This is a genomic window from Prevotella sp. 20925_1_30 (assembly GCF_041433025.1).
GTDB classification, from domain to species: Bacteria; Bacteroidota; Bacteroidia; order Bacteroidales; family Bacteroidaceae; genus Prevotella; species Prevotella vespertina.
In genome coordinates this window covers 50,250-67,985 of sequence record NZ_JAPWAR010000009.1, presented here as the reverse complement: position 1 = coordinate 67,985, position 17,736 = coordinate 50,250, and the positions used below count along the sequence as shown (strand labels likewise).

11 protein-coding genes are annotated in these 17,736 nt (G+C 35.3%); 3 read left to right on the top strand and 8 right to left on the bottom strand.

Going from position 1 to position 17,736, the window contains the following annotated elements; genetic code table 11:
* Positions 1 to 457 precede the first annotated feature (457 nt).
* The 3 genes from O3603_RS05760 to O3603_RS05750 all read left to right on the top strand — a co-directional run bounded on the left by O3603_RS05760 (position 458) and on the right by O3603_RS05750 (position 7,954).
* The gene (locus tag O3603_RS05760; RefSeq protein ID WP_371521416.1) at positions 458 to 3,754 is read left to right on the top strand and encodes a UvrD-helicase domain-containing protein; all 3,297 of its coding nucleotides are present in this window, start codon (positions 458 to 460) and stop codon (positions 3,752 to 3,754) included.
* A gap of 67 nt (positions 3,755 to 3,821) precedes the next feature.
* The gene (locus O3603_RS05755) at positions 3,822 to 6,704 is read left to right on the top strand and encodes a PD-(D/E)XK nuclease family protein (RefSeq protein ID WP_371521414.1); all 2,883 of its coding nucleotides are present in this window, start codon (positions 3,822 to 3,824) and stop codon (positions 6,702 to 6,704) included.
* Positions 6,705 to 7,492: 788 nt separating this feature from the next.
* Positions 7,493 to 7,954 carry a DNA-binding protein gene (locus O3603_RS05750; protein WP_371521412.1) on the top strand — a complete coding sequence of 154 codons (462 nt, stop codon included), beginning with the start codon at positions 7,493 to 7,495 and terminating at the stop codon, positions 7,952 to 7,954.
* A gap of 99 nt (positions 7,955 to 8,053) precedes the next feature.
* On the opposite strand, the gene O3603_RS05745 is transcribed toward O3603_RS05750, so the two are convergent.
* The 8 genes from O3603_RS05745 to O3603_RS05710 all read right to left on the bottom strand — a co-directional run bounded on the left by O3603_RS05745 (position 8,054) and on the right by O3603_RS05710 (position 17,702).
* The gene (locus O3603_RS05745) at positions 8,054 to 8,338 is read right to left on the bottom strand and encodes an energy transducer TonB (protein ID WP_371521473.1); all 285 of its coding nucleotides are present in this window, start codon (positions 8,336 to 8,338) and stop codon (positions 8,054 to 8,056) included.
* 232 nt (positions 8,339 to 8,570) lie between these two features.
* Entirely contained in the window at positions 8,571 to 10,955 is a 2,385-nt protein-coding gene (locus O3603_RS05740) for a TonB-dependent receptor domain-containing protein (RefSeq protein WP_371521410.1), read from the bottom strand.
* Positions 10,956 to 10,974: 19 nt separating this feature from the next.
* Positions 10,975 to 11,568: a YigZ family protein gene (locus tag O3603_RS05735; protein ID WP_018909726.1), complete on the bottom strand. Its 594-nt coding sequence runs from the start codon at positions 11,566 to 11,568 to the stop codon at positions 10,975 to 10,977.
* A gap of 20 nt (positions 11,569 to 11,588) precedes the next feature.
* Positions 11,589 to 12,836, bottom strand: coding sequence for a DUF1015 domain-containing protein (locus O3603_RS05730; protein ID WP_371521408.1), 1,248 nt, complete (start codon positions 12,834 to 12,836; stop codon positions 11,589 to 11,591).
* A gap of 90 nt (positions 12,837 to 12,926) precedes the next feature.
* The gene (locus O3603_RS05725; RefSeq protein ID WP_004383499.1) at positions 12,927 to 13,844 is read right to left on the bottom strand and encodes a 3-phosphoglycerate dehydrogenase; all 918 of its coding nucleotides are present in this window, start codon (positions 13,842 to 13,844) and stop codon (positions 12,927 to 12,929) included.
* 99 nt (positions 13,845 to 13,943) lie between these two features.
* Positions 13,944 to 15,014 carry a 3-phosphoserine/phosphohydroxythreonine transaminase gene (gene serC / locus O3603_RS05720; protein WP_018909724.1) on the bottom strand — a complete coding sequence of 357 codons (1,071 nt, stop codon included), beginning with the start codon at positions 15,012 to 15,014 and terminating at the stop codon, positions 13,944 to 13,946.
* Between the two features lie 215 nt (positions 15,015 to 15,229).
* On the bottom strand, positions 15,230 to 16,546 hold the full coding sequence (locus tag O3603_RS05715) for a DEAD/DEAH box helicase (RefSeq protein WP_371521406.1): 1,317 nt from the start codon (positions 16,544 to 16,546) through the stop codon (positions 15,230 to 15,232).
* A complete protein-coding gene (locus O3603_RS05710) occupies positions 16,536 to 17,702 on the bottom strand; it encodes a tetratricopeptide repeat protein (protein WP_371521471.1) in 1,167 nt (388 codons plus the stop codon). The genes O3603_RS05715 and O3603_RS05710 overlap by 11 nt, the downstream gene beginning before the upstream one ends.
* Between the last annotated feature and the right edge of the window lie 34 nt (positions 17,703 to 17,736).

The following is a 17,736-nucleotide window of genomic DNA, read 5'->3' as shown; positions in this document are numbered from 1 at the left end:
TTCAAGTCTGGATTAATAATCTTATCAAAAAGGATCAAGAATAATCTTTTCCAAAGTAAGAATATAACTATAAAGAGGATAATCCCGAAAGTTCTTTTATTAGGCTTTCGGGATTTCTATTTTCATATAACAACTATTCTTTTAAATAGAACACCTTTTCTTTTTCACATAACAGCCTTTTCTCATCAACAATGACAACCTTAAAGCATTAAAGGAGAGTCTTTCTTTAATTTATTTATCATAATCCTCATTACTATTAATGTTATACTTATATTTCAATGGTACTTATAGTCTAAAAAACATTAAAAGGTAAATTGATTGAAATATATTCATTAAATTTGTAGGATAAGAGTAAACAACTAAAAGCAATAAGAGTACCCAGTTAAAGGCAATAAGAGTAAACAACTAAAAACAAAAAGAGTTCTCATTATATACTCAAGAATTAAGCTATTCAAACATGGAAAAAGCACTAACAATTTATAAGGCATCAGCAGGCTCTGGCAAAACATTCACATTAGCTTCAGAATACATTACACTTGTCGTTAAGAATCCCCAGGATTATAGCCGTATACTAGCTGTTACCTTTACCAATAAAGCTACACAAGAAATGAAGATGCGTATTCTTACACAGCTTTATGGTATTGCCCATTCTCTAAAGGAATCACAGCCTTACTTTGAACAAGTTCAAACAAAGACAGATTTACCAGAGATTACTATTCGTGAAAATGCAGCCGAAGCATTATCATTACTTACGCATCATTATAACTACTTCCGTGTATTAACAATTGATGCTTTTTTTCAAGCGATTTTACGTAATCTTGCACGTGAACTTAATCTTACAGCTAACCTGCGCATTGATCTCAATGATACTCAAGTAGAAGCTCAAGCTGTTGATAATCTTGTTAATGACCTTGAGGAAGGAAAAGATGTACTTATATGGATTAGTGACTATATTGATAGAAACATTGAAGATAATCAAGGATGGAACGTAATTGATCAAATTAAAGACTTTGGTAGAAATATATTTCAAGACTTCTATAAGGAAAATAAGGAAGCTCTGGACAAATGCTTTAATAACGAAGGGTTCTTTGATAACTTCATAAAAGATCTTAGAAAAAGACGTAATACCATCGCTAATAAACTGACTAGCATGGCAAAAGAGTTGATGTCAGTAATTAGTAAGGCTAATCTCGATAATCCAACTTTATTTAATCGTGGTACAAAAGGTATCTATAACTATATCAGCAAATTAACTCAAAATAAACCAACAGGAGATTTAGCCCCGCAGTATGTCCAAACTTGTATTGAAAATGCCGACAAATGGCCTGCCGGCAAGTGCCCTAAGGATATTAAAACAATTATTATAGATTTAGCTTCAAAGTCCTTATGCAATGATCTTAAACTATTGGAAGAGTATCGTCTGAACAACTGGAAAGAATATCAATCATGCAACCTTACACTGAGACATCTTTCTCAATTACGTTTACTTCATTCTATTTCTGAAGCTGTAGACGAACTAAATAAAGACATGAATAGATTTATGCTAAGTAATACACAATCCTTACTTAGTAATTTAATGAAAGATAGTGATACTCCTTTTGTCTTTGAAAAGATTGGAGCTTATTTAAAACATATCATGATAGATGAGTTTCAAGATACAAGTACAATACAATGGAACAACTTTAAGAAACTTCTTATTAACTGTATGTCTCAAGGCGATTCTCATAACCTAATTGTAGGTGATGTCAAACAAAGTATTTATCGTTGGAGGCAAGGAGATTGGAGACTCTTAAACAATATAGAAAAAGAGTTCTCTACAGAACAATTAGCGATTAAACCTTTAAATACCAATTATCGTTCCGAAGAAAATATTATCCTATTCAATAATGCTTTCTTTACTCTAGCTATCGAGCAATCTATCAAGGAATTACAACAAGATAATATTGGTAATTTTGAACAACTTACAGAGGCATATAAAGAGATTATTCAGCAACCTAAAAAGAGTAATCATAAGGGTTATGTCAGTGTAAAGTTATTTCCCTCTGACAATTACGAAGAAGATGTCTTAAACGAACTCACAAATAACGTACAACAACTACTTGATTTAGGATATAGACAAAAGAGTATCACCATTCTTGTGCGTACTAAAGGGGTGATTCAAGATATAGTTGATACCTTTCAACATCATTTCGGTAGTGCTATCAGTATTGTTTCAGATGAAGCATTCCGCTTAGATGCGTCTCTCGCTGTAAATGTAATTATTCTTGCCCTCCGACTACTAGTACATCCTGATGATAAACTTACAGCAAGTAAGTTGTTAAAGTTGTACCACCAGCAGGTTCTAAAAGATAGTACCAATAGTAATGAGATATTAGTTCATCCAGGAGACAACATATTTGAGAACTTGCCAAGCAGTTATATTGAACAATTCAAGCAATTACCAAATTTATCATTGATAGATTTAGTAGACCAACTCTATGAAATGTTCGGTTTAAAAGAACTTGAAGGACAAAGTGCGTATGTATGTGCTTTCTATGATACGTTGAATGAATATCTACGTGACAATCCTGCAGATATTGACGATTTCATCGAAGAATGGGAAAAGTCTTTGTCACAGAATACTATACAAAGTGATGAAGTTGATGGTATACGTATAATTACCATACACAAAAGTAAGGGCTTGGAATATGATAATGTTCTAATCCCCTTCTGTGATTGGGAATTAGAGAAGACCACTGGTAATACTATTTGGTGTAATGGTAAGGATAAAGAAGAACCGTTCAATCAATTACCTTTAATCCCTATTGACTTCTCTAAGAAAAGTATGATGGGAACTGTCTTTGAGGATGACTATAAAGAGGAGCATTTGCAAAATATAGTTGATAACATGAATCTTTTATATGTTGCTTTCACTCGAGCGAGTAAGAATCTCTTTATCTCAGGCAAAAGAATGAAGGATAAAAAACTGAAAGAACTTGAAAGCGACCCCACTAATAGTAATCGCTCACAAATAATACAACTAATAACAGAGGCGCTTAGCTCTAAGTTGGATGGTGCAACACTTTGCGATAGTAAGGAGTCGGAGCCATTAGAATTTGAGTTTGGTACTTTAAGTAAAGAAGCTAACAATAGTACAAAACCAGTTGATAATCAATTATTAAATAAAAATCCTTTCAGTGAAACTATAGAGTCGAAGCTAATTAAAATAGAGACCTTCCCCCACCCTGCCAATTTCAGACAAAGTAATAAGAGTGAAGACTTTATTAAAGGTGAAGATGTTGACCCTTCTGACGCTAATCGATATATCAAGGTTGGTAACATCCTCCATCAACTATTTTCTACCATTTTAACGGAGGAAGATATAGAGCCACGTTTAAAGGATTTAGAACAGCAAGGTGTTGTTTACAATGATGAAGTAACCTCGACAGAACTTAGGAATAAAATAGCTAATGCTTTAAGAAATGAGAAAGTTAAATCGTGGTTCTCTAATCGATGGGAGTTATTCAATGAATGTACGATAATTGAATATGACAAACAGGAAGGCGTTGTTCGAGAACATAGACCTGACCGTGTTATGACCGATGGAAACGAAATAATTATCGTTGATTTCAAATTTGGTAAACCACGCACAGAATATCATGAGCAAGTAAAACAATATATTGAATTACTTAAACGAATGGGGCATAAGAACATATCTGCTTATTTGTGGTATGTCATGCGTAATGAAGTTGAAGAAGTCAATCTTACTCAATAGTGGTATTATTCAGCATTAAAAGTATCGTAACAAAATCGCATTTACATCATTCAATCCTTCAAAACAAATGAAATCATTTCTCGAACATATAGCAAAAGATTTACTCGATAAATACGGAACTGATTTGGCACATATTGCCGTTGTCTTTCCTAACAAACGTGCGTCTTTATTTCTCAATCAAGAACTCGCCCGTCTGGCTGGTAAGCCAATATGGAGTCCCGCTTATATTACAATATCAGATTTCTTCCGTCAACATTCGGAACTAACTGTAGCCGATCCTATCAAAAGTGTTTGCGATTTATATAAGAGCTACATAGAGGTAACAGCTCATGTTGAAGAAACTTTAGATCAATTCTATGGATGGGGACAACTACTATTAGCCGACTTCGATGACATCGATAAAAACATGGCTGATACAAAGATGGTCTTTGCAAATATCAGAGACTTGCATGAGTTAGATGATGTCAGTTATCTTACAAATGAGCAGAAGACTGAATTACGCCGTTTCTTCGCTAATTTCGATGATAACCCAGAGGGTATTCGTGAAAGGTTTATCACACTTTGGGCTAGACTAAAGGACATATATGACAACTTTAAGCAAAGACTTCGTTCACAAGGGCTTGCTTATGAAGGTATGCTATATAGAGATGTAGCCGAGCAAAATTCTATTGAAACAAAGTATGAACATTATATTTTCATCGGTTTCAACGTTCTACAGAAAGTTGAACAGCACTTATTCAAGCATTTAAAGAAAGATAATAAGGCAAGTTTCTATTGGGATTATGATCGATATTACATGAACTCAAATAACGAGGCTGGCACATATATCTATCAATGGTTGGATAAATTTCCGAACAGTTTGCCTAATGATAACGATGAGATATACGATAACCTTGGAAATGATAAACAGATAAATTTTATATCAGCTCCTACAGAAAATCTGCAAGCACGATACATTACAGAATGGTTAAAAGAAAACAATCGTTATAAGGATGGCAAGCGAACAGTTATTGTTTTATGTGATGAACACTTATTACAAACTGTTATCCATTGTATCCCTGACGAAGTAAAGACATTGAATATAACAACTGGTTTTCCTTTAAAGCAAACTACTATTGCTTCTATGGTAATGCAACTCTTAGCACTACAATTAGAAGGTTATTCTCAATCGGAGCAGGGGTATAGGCTACGTTATCTTAGTAGGGTGTTACGACATCCGTATGGTAAATATCTAATTCCAGAGGCAGAGAGATTGATAGAAAAGATAAAGGAGGAAAAAGAGTTTTATGTAAACGTGAATGAAATTTCACAACTAACTTATCATCAAAGTGATAAGCAACATTTACCAGAACTTGTCCATTGGCTATCTGATACTATCCGTAGCATTGGAATGAATGGTGCAGCAGTAAATAAAGATCCTCTTTTCCAGGAGTCAGTGTTTAGAATGTACACCTTACTCACACGCCTATACGACTTAATGTCAAGTGGGGATCTTGAGGCTGATAAGATAATTTTCCGAAGATTATTAAATCAACTCATTACCACAACAAGTATTCCTTTTCATGGGGAACCAGCTCAAGGCGTACAAGTCATGGGTGTTCTAGAAACTCGTAATCTCGACTTTGACCATGTCCTTGTTCTCTCATGCAATGAAGGTAATATGCCTAAGGGAGTTGATGATGCCTCGTTTATTCCTCACTTGATTCGCAAGGCTTATGGACTAACGACCATTGATAACAAGGTGTCTATCTATAGTTATTATTTCCATGGTTTGATTCAAAGAGCAAAAGATGTAACCTTCTTGTATAATAATTCCACACAAGGTAGTCAAACTGGAGAGATGAGTCGCTTTATGTTACAACTAATGGTGGAGTGGAATCATCCAATGCATCGACTTGCATTAAAGGCTGGTCAAGAACCGATGAGGATTGATACAGAGATTGTATATAAGGATGATGCTGTCATGAATAAGTTGGATGAGATTGGTCGTTTCTCCCCTACTGCCATTAACACTTATATTCGTTGTTCTTTAAAGTTCTACTTTAAATATATTGTAGGAATAAGTGAATTAGAAGATGTTGAAGAGGATGACATTGATGGGCGTTTATTTGGTAACATCTTCCATTATGCAGCTCAGTTGATGTATGAAAAGTTACTACCAAGAGACATCATTACAGCTAAGAACATTGATAATCTATTAAAGACAGGTAAGAGTTCACAGTCAATTACATCAGGTAACTCACAATTAACTTTGGAGGATATTGTTGATGAAGCCTTTGCCACGACACTCTTTAATAAAGAAGCGGGAACAAGAACCTATCCCAAGCTAAATGGTTTACAGCTCATAAACCGCGAAGTCATCGTAAAATATTTACGTCAGTTATTACGAATCGACCAACGCTCTGCACCTTTAAGAGTACTTGCACATGAGTTTGATGTGAATAGAAGTATAAATATCAAGGTGGGTGATATAGAAAAGGAGTTAAGAGTTGGCGGGCGTGTTGATCGACTAGATGAGGTCTTTTCAGATAGTGACAAGGCTCAATTACGTGTCGTAGATTATAAAACTGGTGGTAGAGTTGCAGCACCACTGAAATCTATTGACGAGGTATTTGATCCAAAGAATGTAGCGTTTAAGAAGAGTGACTATACAATGCAAGCTATGTTTTATAGCTTAATTGAAGCAGAGCATGATGATAAGCTTAATCCTTTGCATCATGCGGTTAGCCCTGCATTACTCTTTATCCAACACGCTGGTGGTGATGATTATTCACCAATATTGTCGATGGAAGGGAAAGAAATAACAGATATTACGGAATATAAGGAACCTTTCTTTGAACATCTCATTCAACAATTGGAGGATCTCTTTAATCGCAATATTGCTTTTAGCCCTACTGAAGATCTTAATGCTTGTTCCTATTGCCCCTATAAACAAATGTGTGGTAGATAATGGTTTAATTATAAGTATAATTCAATTCTTATTATTTTGATTTGATTTTACATGAACAAACATCTTCAGCTTTTCAACTATTCTACAAATATGTTGAATAAATGAGGATGTTTGTTTCTCTTTTTAATGTAAGATTTATAGTTTAGGTTGATGTTCTTTCTTGTACTTATTACCCTTATTAACAGGGTGTAAGCCTCGTTGATTGAATTAAATAGTTACTTCAGTAATTTATATCAATTTTATAAGAAAAAAGTTTCTAATTATTTGGACGTTTCAAACTAAATTTATACCTTTGTCACAGATACAACTTAATATACAAATAATATTTGTTATAGTCTTTTATAGACAAAGCGTTCTTTTACAACTGAGTTTAAATAAACGAATCTACAATTAAGTAATTGCAATAATATAAGTAATGTCATTGTTGTAATCTCCCTTTATAAGAAAGAGAGGTTAGCATGATAAAGTATAATGACTTTGGAGAACATAATGAGTCTCCATGCTGTAGAATAACAAACCTGACGAACTTCTATAATTTTAGTTCCCAGCAAGTTTAAGTTAAAGTACGATTAGCGTTTAAGTTAATGTACGATTGACGTTTAAGTTAATGTACAACTCACGCTAAGGTTAAAGTACAATAACGTTTAAGTCAAAGTACTAAATTCTTCTGAACAAGAGCCTTTTACAGCTCAGAAGTGAAGAAGGATTTATGATAAGATTTTTGTAGTATTAACGGGGTGTGTACCTATGTGTTATACCTCATATATTAATTTTTAAAAATCGTACTTATGATTTACTTAAAAGTTAAAAGATCAGTCCATCGGGTTGGTCCTAACAAAGGTCAGAAAGCCTTTAGTGCAGTACCTAAGGCTCCTAACAAGTTCTCTTCAACATGGCTTATTGAGCGTATCGTTAGAGAGACTTCTTTGAGCGAAGGCGATGTGCATAACGTGTTAATAACGTTACGAAACATTGTCAAAGAGGTTGTACAACTAGGCGGATCACTTGATTTAGGGGACATCTTCTCCCTTCGAACGGTTATTCACTCCAAGATGGAAAACAATGAGAAAGACGTAAGCGTCGCCTCATTGAAAAAGCCTCGCATTGTTGTGACATGGAAACACTCTGTGAGTAAGGCTTTAAAGAATCTACAAGTGGAAGTGGATAATCCTCTACGAAAGAAGGAGAAGCCGACTAAACCTAAGTCTGACAAGAAAGAAGAGGAAAACGGCCCGGTAGCTAATTCCTAAGCCATTCATGATGTGAATGTTGCTTTACTCTAATCGAATGGGAGGTAAACACTACGTGTAGTTGTTTACCTCCTGTTTTTATTTATAATATATGTAGAATCAATATCTTGGGCACAGCATAATCGGCAAGATATAATAGCATGAGACGGGAATCCCGTTGTGCTTTCCTGGATTCCATTTAGGCATCTTCTTCATTACACGAAGTACTTTCGTATCAAGCTCATGGTTAGTGCTTCTGTAAATACTAAAATCAGACAATCTGCCATCTGACTTTACAATAAACTTTACCATCACTCTTCCATATACTCCTTCTCTAATTGTCCGTTTGGAAAAACGAAGGTGAGATATTAACCAAGTATTAACGTTACCTTTAAAGCTTGGCATCTCTTCAACAACCGTGTAGACCTTCTTTTCATTTTCTACGAAATCATTTTGAAAGCTACTGAATGCTTGAGTTATAGTCGTATCCGTCACTAAAAACAGAAATAATATGAATATAAATCTCTTCATTTGGCTTCTTCTTTATTAGGTTTGGATGATATGTTATTTGAGAATCGGTAAGAACTCTATCAGTATAACCTACTACGAAAGTAAAGATTTCTAAGAGAATAAGAAGTTATAATCGCTTTAATTCTTCAAGATTCTTTTCTTCTTTTTCAAACTTTTGTTTACCAATACTATAAGTGAAACGCAACATGATCTTCCGACTTTCTCCATATCCCCAAGACGATAGATTCAAGCTATCTTTTATTCCATAGCTATCCCAACGCTCTGTATGTAACAGGTCTGTCACCAATAGTGAGAGGCGGAAACGATTATTATTCCATGATTTATTTAAGTCTAAATCAATACCACCTGTTGACTTATTCACTTCATAACTTCCTCCTTGACGTTTTGAATAGTATCGTCCTGAAAGCTCTAGGTCGATACCTAAAGGTAAATGAAAATTATTGTTTGCGGATAAGAAACATGATGGACGTTTATATTCTTGTTTATAGTTCTCGTAATTCAACTTATTATCAAAATAGTAAAATCCAATGTTGGAGTTAATATCCCACCATGAAGTAAGACGCTTAGAATAGACCGCTTCTAGTCCTATTTGCTGTTGTGTGCCTATATTTTTAGTTGTCATTATCGTCTTATTATGCTCAAACACATCAGTAAGTGACGTAAAGTAATCATCTAGCTTATTATAATATAAGCTTAAAGATAAACTATTCCATGTATAATTCAGTATAATCTTATTGCTTATCTGAGGCTTAAGAAAAGGATTGCCTTTCCAATAAGATAACTCATCTAATAAATATTCAAAAGGATTTAGATCTTCATACCGAGGTTTATCTTGTCGCCTACTGTATAAAAGAGCTACTTTGTTCTTATCATTGAAAGCATAAGATACTGACATGTTGGGGAATAGATTCAACTTCCTTCGATTATTTTCTTCTATCAACTGGTTAGCATAAGAGTGTAGCTTATTATTGGTATACATATACTCCATACGTAGACCAGTACTTAACTCTAGTTTATTCAAAGAGAGTGTGTATTGCGCATAAGTCTCAATATTGTCTTCGTTGTACTTAAATCTGTTTGAACGTTGTGAGTCTATTAGCCCATTCTTTTTAAAAAGAAAGATATTATTACTCTTTATCAATGAAGTCTTAGCACCTATTAGCCATTCATTCTGTGCATTAGGTTTATATTTATAGTCAGCTAATAAGGCATAAATATCAATATCTTTGTCAGGTTGAGAATAGAATAAATCAGAACGAATAAGTATGTTATTAGATGAAAAATAATCATTGGGTTGTTTGCAACGAGCTTTACCATCAAAGTGTGTCCAATCAACAGAAAAAGATAACTGATGACTCTCTGATGGTTGGTATAGATAGTTTATACTGTTATTGTATTGAATTGTCTTCTGCTTTACATAGTCATTGCGTGCCTTTAGGATTCCATCTAACGTAGAGGTACCATTATATACCTGTGTTGTTGTCTCTGTCAGACCAGGTCCAACAAGCAGATTCATCGTACTATTAAAATACAATTTATTCTTTTGATTAGGTTGCCAAGAGAAATCAACACCTACAGAGTAAGTGTTTCGCTTATCTGTATCAGATGTTTCTGATATACTTTTATTGCCATCTTGAACTTTCTCAAAGCCATACTCCATTGCATAATGTCCTAAGCTATGGCTATAGTTCAAACCTAATTGCCATTTGCTTTTATTGAAGGAGAAAGAAATATCAGAGTTCTGTCTCATATTCTTCCAGTAAGATAAACTATGTGAAGTTGTAAGGAAGGTACCAGTTCTTTCATTGCTTTTCAAGATAATATTAATAACTCCTCCTGCTCCATCAGTACCAAAACTCGCATTAGGATTAGTAGAACTTTCTATGCGAGTAATTTTAGATGAGGGAAGAGAGCGAAGATAAGCAGAAAGCTCTTCTCCTTGTAACATAAGTTTCTTTCCATTTATGTATATGGCGGTTCCTCCAAGAGTAGCTAAAGATATATCTCCCTTACTATTTACCGATATTCCGGGTGAATGCTTTAAAACATCTAAAGCATTTCCGATATCGGTAAGATAAGTTTGTGCCACATTTATCTGTAATTTGCCATTAGATAAGCTAGTTAATGGACGTGACTTGCGAGCTGTAACGACAACATCTTTCAAGACAACATTATCTGCTTCTAACTGGATAGTTGGAAGAATCTCCGATGCGGTGATTGTTATATCTTTCTTAAATTCTTTATAACCTAATGCCCTTATATATAAAAGGAAATGTCCAGTTTGCTCTGGAAGTTGAAAGTCTCCATTATCATCAGTAAGTGTCGTTTCTATAAGGATACTATCTGGTAAAGAAATTAGCATAACTACAGCGGCATCAATTCCCTTACTTTGCTCATCAACAATCCTTCCGCTTGCATTATTCTGTGCACTCAATGAGATAGAATATAGTATTCCAATACAAGATAAGATTACTTTCAAAAGAAACTTCATAGTCTTTAATAAATATTTGTTACTCAAAAGATAATTTGTTCAGACGGGTTTTCAATTCGTCTGCATAAGATTTGCGAATGGAGAGGGTTAGTTCACAAGTATTATCAAACACTTGATTGATGATTCGTGGATTCATATCCTTTACTATCTTCATGACTGCATTCATCATTGGATAGGAGAAAGTAAACTTAATCTGCTCTTCTATAAATCTTTCTTCGATGTCACAATGAGCAATAGCATCAGATGATGCTTCCCGATAAGCCACTATTAGTCCACTTGTACCAAGTTTGACTCCACCAAAATAACGTACAACAATAATAAGAGTATTTGTCAATCCATTGCTATCTATTTGTCCTAGAATGGGTTTACCTGCAGTAGATGATGGCTCCCCGTCATCATTCATTCGGAATTCTTCTCCCATGAAGCCAATCCTATAAGCATAACAGCAATGGCGCGCATTATAGTACTTCTTTCTATACTCTTTTACTATCTCTAAAGCTTGCTCAACTGAGTCTACATGATGGGCAAAAGCGAGGAACTTACTCCGACTTTCAGAGTAAAATCCCTCACCTATTGCTTTTTCTGTTATTGTTTTATATTTATCGTTGTCCATTCAATAATAATAACCATCGCCTAATCTAGCTTGTGAATCACAAGACCAGAACGTAGCTTTGGCTCAAACCAAGTAGCTTTGGGTGGCATGATCTTTCCACTATCAGCTATATCCATAATCTGTTGCATAGAGACAGGATAAAGTGCTAGTGCCCAACGCATCTCTCCACTATCAACACGACGTTTAAGCTCCTTAAGCCCACGTAGACCACCAACGAAATCGATGCGTTTATCAGAACGGAGATCCTTGATACCCATTAGTTCGTCTAGAATCAAACGACTAGAGATGTCAACATCAAGCACACCTATAGGGTCGGTATCATCGTATGTACCTGGTTTTGCCTCTAAGCTATACCAATTGTGATCAATATATAAGGAGAACTCATGTAATTTGGTAGGGCGATATTCTTCCTCTCCCTTTAGTTCTACAATGAAGTTCTTCTCTAATGCTTGTAAGAACTCTGCAACTTCCATGCCATTTAAGTCCTTAATTACACGATTATAGTCTAGAATGGTTAATTGACTAGATTGGAAGCAAACAGCCATGAAGTAATTATACTCTTCATCGCCTTTATGTCCTGAGTTATTCTTCGCTTTCTCTGCACCTACTAGAGCTGCAGCAGCTGAACGATGATGTCCGTCTGCGATATAAAGGCTTGGCATCTTCTTAAACTCTTCGGTAATCGTATCGATGTCAGCTTTATCACTAACAACCCAAAACTGGTGACGGAATCCATCATCAGGTGCAACGAAATCATACTCTGGAGTTGTTTGTGCATAGCGACTTAACAATGTGTCCAATACATTGTTATCTGGATAAGCAAAGAACACGGGCTCTACATTCGCATTGCAAACACGAACATGCTTCATTCGATCTTCTTCTTTATCACGGCGTGTTAGCTCATGTTTCTTAATATTTCCATTCAGATAATCGTCAACATAGGCACCAACTACAAGTCCATACTGTGTTTTACCATTCATGGTCTGTGCATATATATAATAACAATCCTTATCGTCTTGAACTAACCAGCCTTTATCTTGAAACTTCTGGAAGTGCTCTACTGCACTATCATAAGCTCGTGGGTCAGACTCATCTATAGTAGATTCAAAATTAATCTCTGGTTTGATAATGTGATATAAACTCTTCTCATTATCCCCCGCCTCCATGCGTGCTTCTTCAGAATCTAGTACATCATAAGGACGACTTGCAATTGATTCAACTAACATCTTAGGAGGACGAACTCCTCTAAACGGTTTAATAATAGCCATTGTATTCTAGGTTTTTAGGTAAATAAAAGTATGACAGCCTAGAAGTTATGATTACTATTCTAGGCTATCATTCTTTGTTTTGTTTGAGATTTACTTATTTACTTGGAAAGTAGTGTCACCTGTCTCAAAGAAAGCATTGATTTGCTTTGCAGCTGCTACACCAGCATTTAAGTTAGCTTCAGCTGTTTGTGCACCCATCTTCTTTGGTGTAGAAAAGTAACGCCCAGTGAATTTCAAGAACTCTTCGTCAGCATCAGGTTTGATGTCTGTGATGAATTTAAGATCTTCACGTTCAGCCATCAACTTTAAGAGTTCTTCTTCGTTAATCACCTCTTTACGTGCGGTATTCAATAAGATTGCTTTCTTCGGAAGTTGATTAACCATTTCATAATTAATACTCTTAATAGTATCTGGTGTAGCAGGAATATGTAATGACAAAACGTCAGAAACCTTGAACAAATCGTTTTGTGTCTTTACAGCATGAACTCCAGCAGCTTCTATTGCCTCGGCTGGGCAGAATGCATCATAAGCATAAACATCCATATCAAAGCCCTTTGCAATACGTGCGACATTACGACCAACGTTTCCAAATGCAAGTATTCCAAGTTTCTTACCCTTTAACTCTGTACCAGACTTGCCATTATAGAAGTTTCGGATTGCATATACCAACATACCAAAGACAAGCTCCGCTACTGCATTAGAATTCTGTCCAGGAGTATTCTCAACAACAACATTCTTTTCCTTAGCATATTTAGTATCAATAGAATCATATCCAGCACCAGCTCGAACGATAATCTTCAATTGATTAGCAGCATCTAATACGTCAGGTGTAATCTTGTCAGAACGAACAATCATCGCATCGACATCCTTTACAGCTTCTAATAATTGAGCCTTATCTGTATACTTTTCTAATAGGAGTACTTCATGTCCAGCACCCTCTAACTCTGATGTTATATTCTTTACAGCAGCAGGTGCAAATGGCTTTTCAGTTGCAATTAAAATCTTCATAGCTTCAATGTTTAGGTATAATTTTAGTAAAGATTAGATTCAGACTTGACTATATATAGCCAAGTCTGATATGTATGAATTATAGATTCAACAATGTTATTAATGTTGAGCTTCAAACTCTTTCATTGTATCAACAAGAGCTTGAACACCTTCTATTGTTTGAGCGTTATAACAGCTAGCACGGAAACCACCAACACTGCGATGTCCCTTAATACCAACCATTCCACGAGCCGTTGCAAAGTCAAAGAACTCTTGCTGAAGGTCGTTGTACTCATCATTAAGAACGAAACAGATATTCATGTAAGAACGATCTTCTTCATTCTTAACAGTACCACGGAAGAGCTTATTTCTATCGATTTCACCATAAAGGAGATCAGCACGTTCCTTCGCAATCTTAGCCATTGCTTCTACTCCACCTTGAGCCTTCACCCAACGAAGATTTTCCAATGCTGTATAGATTGGTACAACAGGCGGAGTATTAAACATAGAGCCCTTATCTACATGTGTTCGATAATCGAGCATTGTTGGAATCTGACGATCAACCTTACCTAAGGCGTCATCCTTTACAATAACGAATGTAACACCAGCCATTGAAAGGTTCTTTTGTGCTCCACCATAGATACAATCATACTTTGCTACATCAACAGGACGACTCAAAAAGTCTGAAGACATATCACCTATCAAACGTACTGGAACATCAGGATCATTGTGAAGTTCTGTACCATAAATGGTATTATTGGTCGTGATGTGAAGATAATCAAGATCTGTTGGAACCTCATACCCCTTTGGAATATAAGTGTAATTATCATCAGCAGAAGATGCCACTTCTACAACATCACCCAACATCTTAGCTTCCTTGATGGCTTTCTTTGCCCAAACACCAGTATTCAGATAACCAGCTTTTTTTACAAGGAAATTCATTGGAATCATGTGGAACTCAAGTGAGGCACCACCACCCAAGAAAAGAACGGAGTAACCTTCAGGAACGTCTAAAAGTTCCTTAACTAAAGCTGAAGCTTCATCAATTACTGGTTGGAAGTCCTTTGATCTATGGCTTATTTCTGCCAAAGATAGTCCAATACCATTGAAATCCAAAATCTGTTTTGCAGTATTCTCAATCACTTCTCTAGGAAGGATACAAGGACCCGCATTAAAGTTATACTTCTTCATCTGATCTGTTTAGTTTAAGTTTGACTTAAGTTGTATAGTTATTATTCTTACTTCAGTATTAAATCTCTAACTTCTTATGGCTTTATGTGTGCGAAGATACGTTTTTATTTTGGTACTTCCAAATAAACAAAGATAAAATATTTCAAATACTACACGCCTGTAGTAAACTTGTAAATAAACAGAATTAAAGAGAAGGTGACGTTTTGTTAAAACGATCACCTTACTTCTTCCACTATTGTTTTGATTCCTTTAATTTTCTGTCCTTTAGAAGCCAAAATAACCTTTTTTACTTTTGTTCGGTCAATAGCTACATAACAATACCTGTCTTTAATATCTATCTTTCCAATTTCTGACGATTGTAAACCTATTTTCTTGCAAAGGAAACCTACAATATCTATCTTGGAGATTTTATCCTTTTTCCCCTTACCTATATATATAGTAGCCATGCGTGGCAAAGAAGGTTTAGGAAGATTCGTCGGAAGTTGGTATTCTTCATTCTCATTACTAACATATTCAGGTAACGTTTCTCCTGGTCCGAGAATAAAGAAAGTTCTTCCTTCCTTATCCCAACGAGCTGTGCGCCCTACTCTATGAATATAATTATCTTCTGTTTCTGGTATATGATAATGAATGATATTATCAACATCAGGTATATCCAATCCTCGAGAAGCTAAGTCTGTACTTATAAGTATAGAAACAGAGCCATTTGAGAAACGATAAAGTGCTGCCTCACGCTCATCTTGTTCCAAACCACCATGGTACCAACTCACGATAAAGCCATTCTCTTTTAGGAAAGTAGCTACCCGCTCTACAGATTCACGATAATTTAAGAATACAATTGTACTTTCATTCCCCAACGAAAGTAAAAGTCGTTTAAGCGAATCAAGTTTATCTTTCTCTGGACTTGTGACCGTATAAAGATGTACCCTATCTGGAATATTATCATCATCCGTTCTATAGTCTAGATAAATGGTTCTACCCATAGAAACAAAGGCAGGGATAGACTCTGACTCTGTGGCTGAGAGTAGGATTCGTCGTTCTATATTCGGTAATTTATTGAGAATACTCATCATCTCTCCCTGGAAACCAAGTTCAAGACATTTATCAAACTCATCAATTACTAACCATTTAATCGTTTCTGCATTAAGATTTTTCTTATCTAAATGATCATTTAATCGACCAGGGGTTACAAATACAATCTGGGGTTTAACATCTCTAAGCACTCGATGCTCATCCATCGTAGGTCTACCCCCATATAAAGCCATAGCTCTTAATCCACTTCCCATATCTTTTAAAACCATAGCAGATTGAAGCGCTAATTCACGTCCAGGCAATAAGACAACAGCTTGTAATTCATCAGAATTTGCGTCTAGGCGTTGAATCAATGGAAGCAGATAAGCATAAGTCTTACCTGACCCCGTAGGTGACATCACGACAACATCTTTCCCTGTATAAAGGACAGCCTCTTCCGTTGCCTTTTGCATTTCATTCAGTTGGAGACCTAGCTTATCTATAACATTATTATTGTTCATATTTAACCTCTTTTCTTATCTTATCAATTTCATCAAATTCCTTGCCCATATTGAGATTCAAATAAATAGTATATAATGGTGCTAGCCATTTCCCTTTATCATCAGGTGCTAACTGCCTAAATTTCTCCATATAAGGGCGAGATAATCCATATAACTCAATAATCTTTGCACGCTTACTCCTATATTGCAGCCTATCCTTATTCATTTCTATGGCTTGATTAAAGTAAGCTAATCCAATGTTATAATAGGCATCTACATAAGCGTCATTTCTCTTAATTATATCGTTACAAATCTTTATACAATCATTATATCTACCTAGGTTAAGAAGAGCTGTACTCTTAGCAAACATAAATAATAAACTAGTGGAATCAGCTTTTAAGGCTCGTTCTGATATAACAAGTGTAGAATCATGTTCACCTTTTTTAGTATAATATTCCACAAGCCTAGGAAAGAAAAAAGCAAAATTAGGGTATTGCTTAAACCCTTCTTGCAGCGACTTTACATACATAGTCGTATCTTTCTGAATCCAATAAGCCTCGGCCTCATATTGTTTAACAAAATTAAGCATAGAAGTATCACGTTCTGCCAAATCTTTAAAACGCATAATCTTATCAGCATCTCCTAATTTATAACCACAGAACATTGACCAATAAGCAGCATGAGGTATCAAAGCATCACTTTGCAAATAGTTATATCCGGTAAAAAGTGGATACTCAGCAGATAATAAATAATCACGATAATACTCAAATGCTGTTTTATAATCATTTTTATGGATGAAATAACTACCTCCATTAAATAGATTTGGGCGAATAGAATTTAAAAACGAAGCATGTTTCTCCCTGTATTTAGGATGAACCAGCCCTCTTTTATCAGCTTGTGCATCAATAGAATCGAAGCTAGACATCGTCTCATACAATCGTTTCGTTATTGAGAAGAAAGCAGCTGTATCATATTTTTCTTTTAGATAGAGCTTTTCATTCCCTTGCTCGTATTCTTTTGTTAGAACATCACATAATAGTAACCATATCTTATGATTATTTCTTGACGTTGAATCTACTAATAGTCCACGAAGTGTTCCCTCGGCTTTTGAGAGTTCCTTACCAGACTTTATCTGGTCACGCACTGTTTGTAATTGTTTCTTTTGTGCGTAACACATAGATGGCAGAACAAAACAAATATATAATATAAGA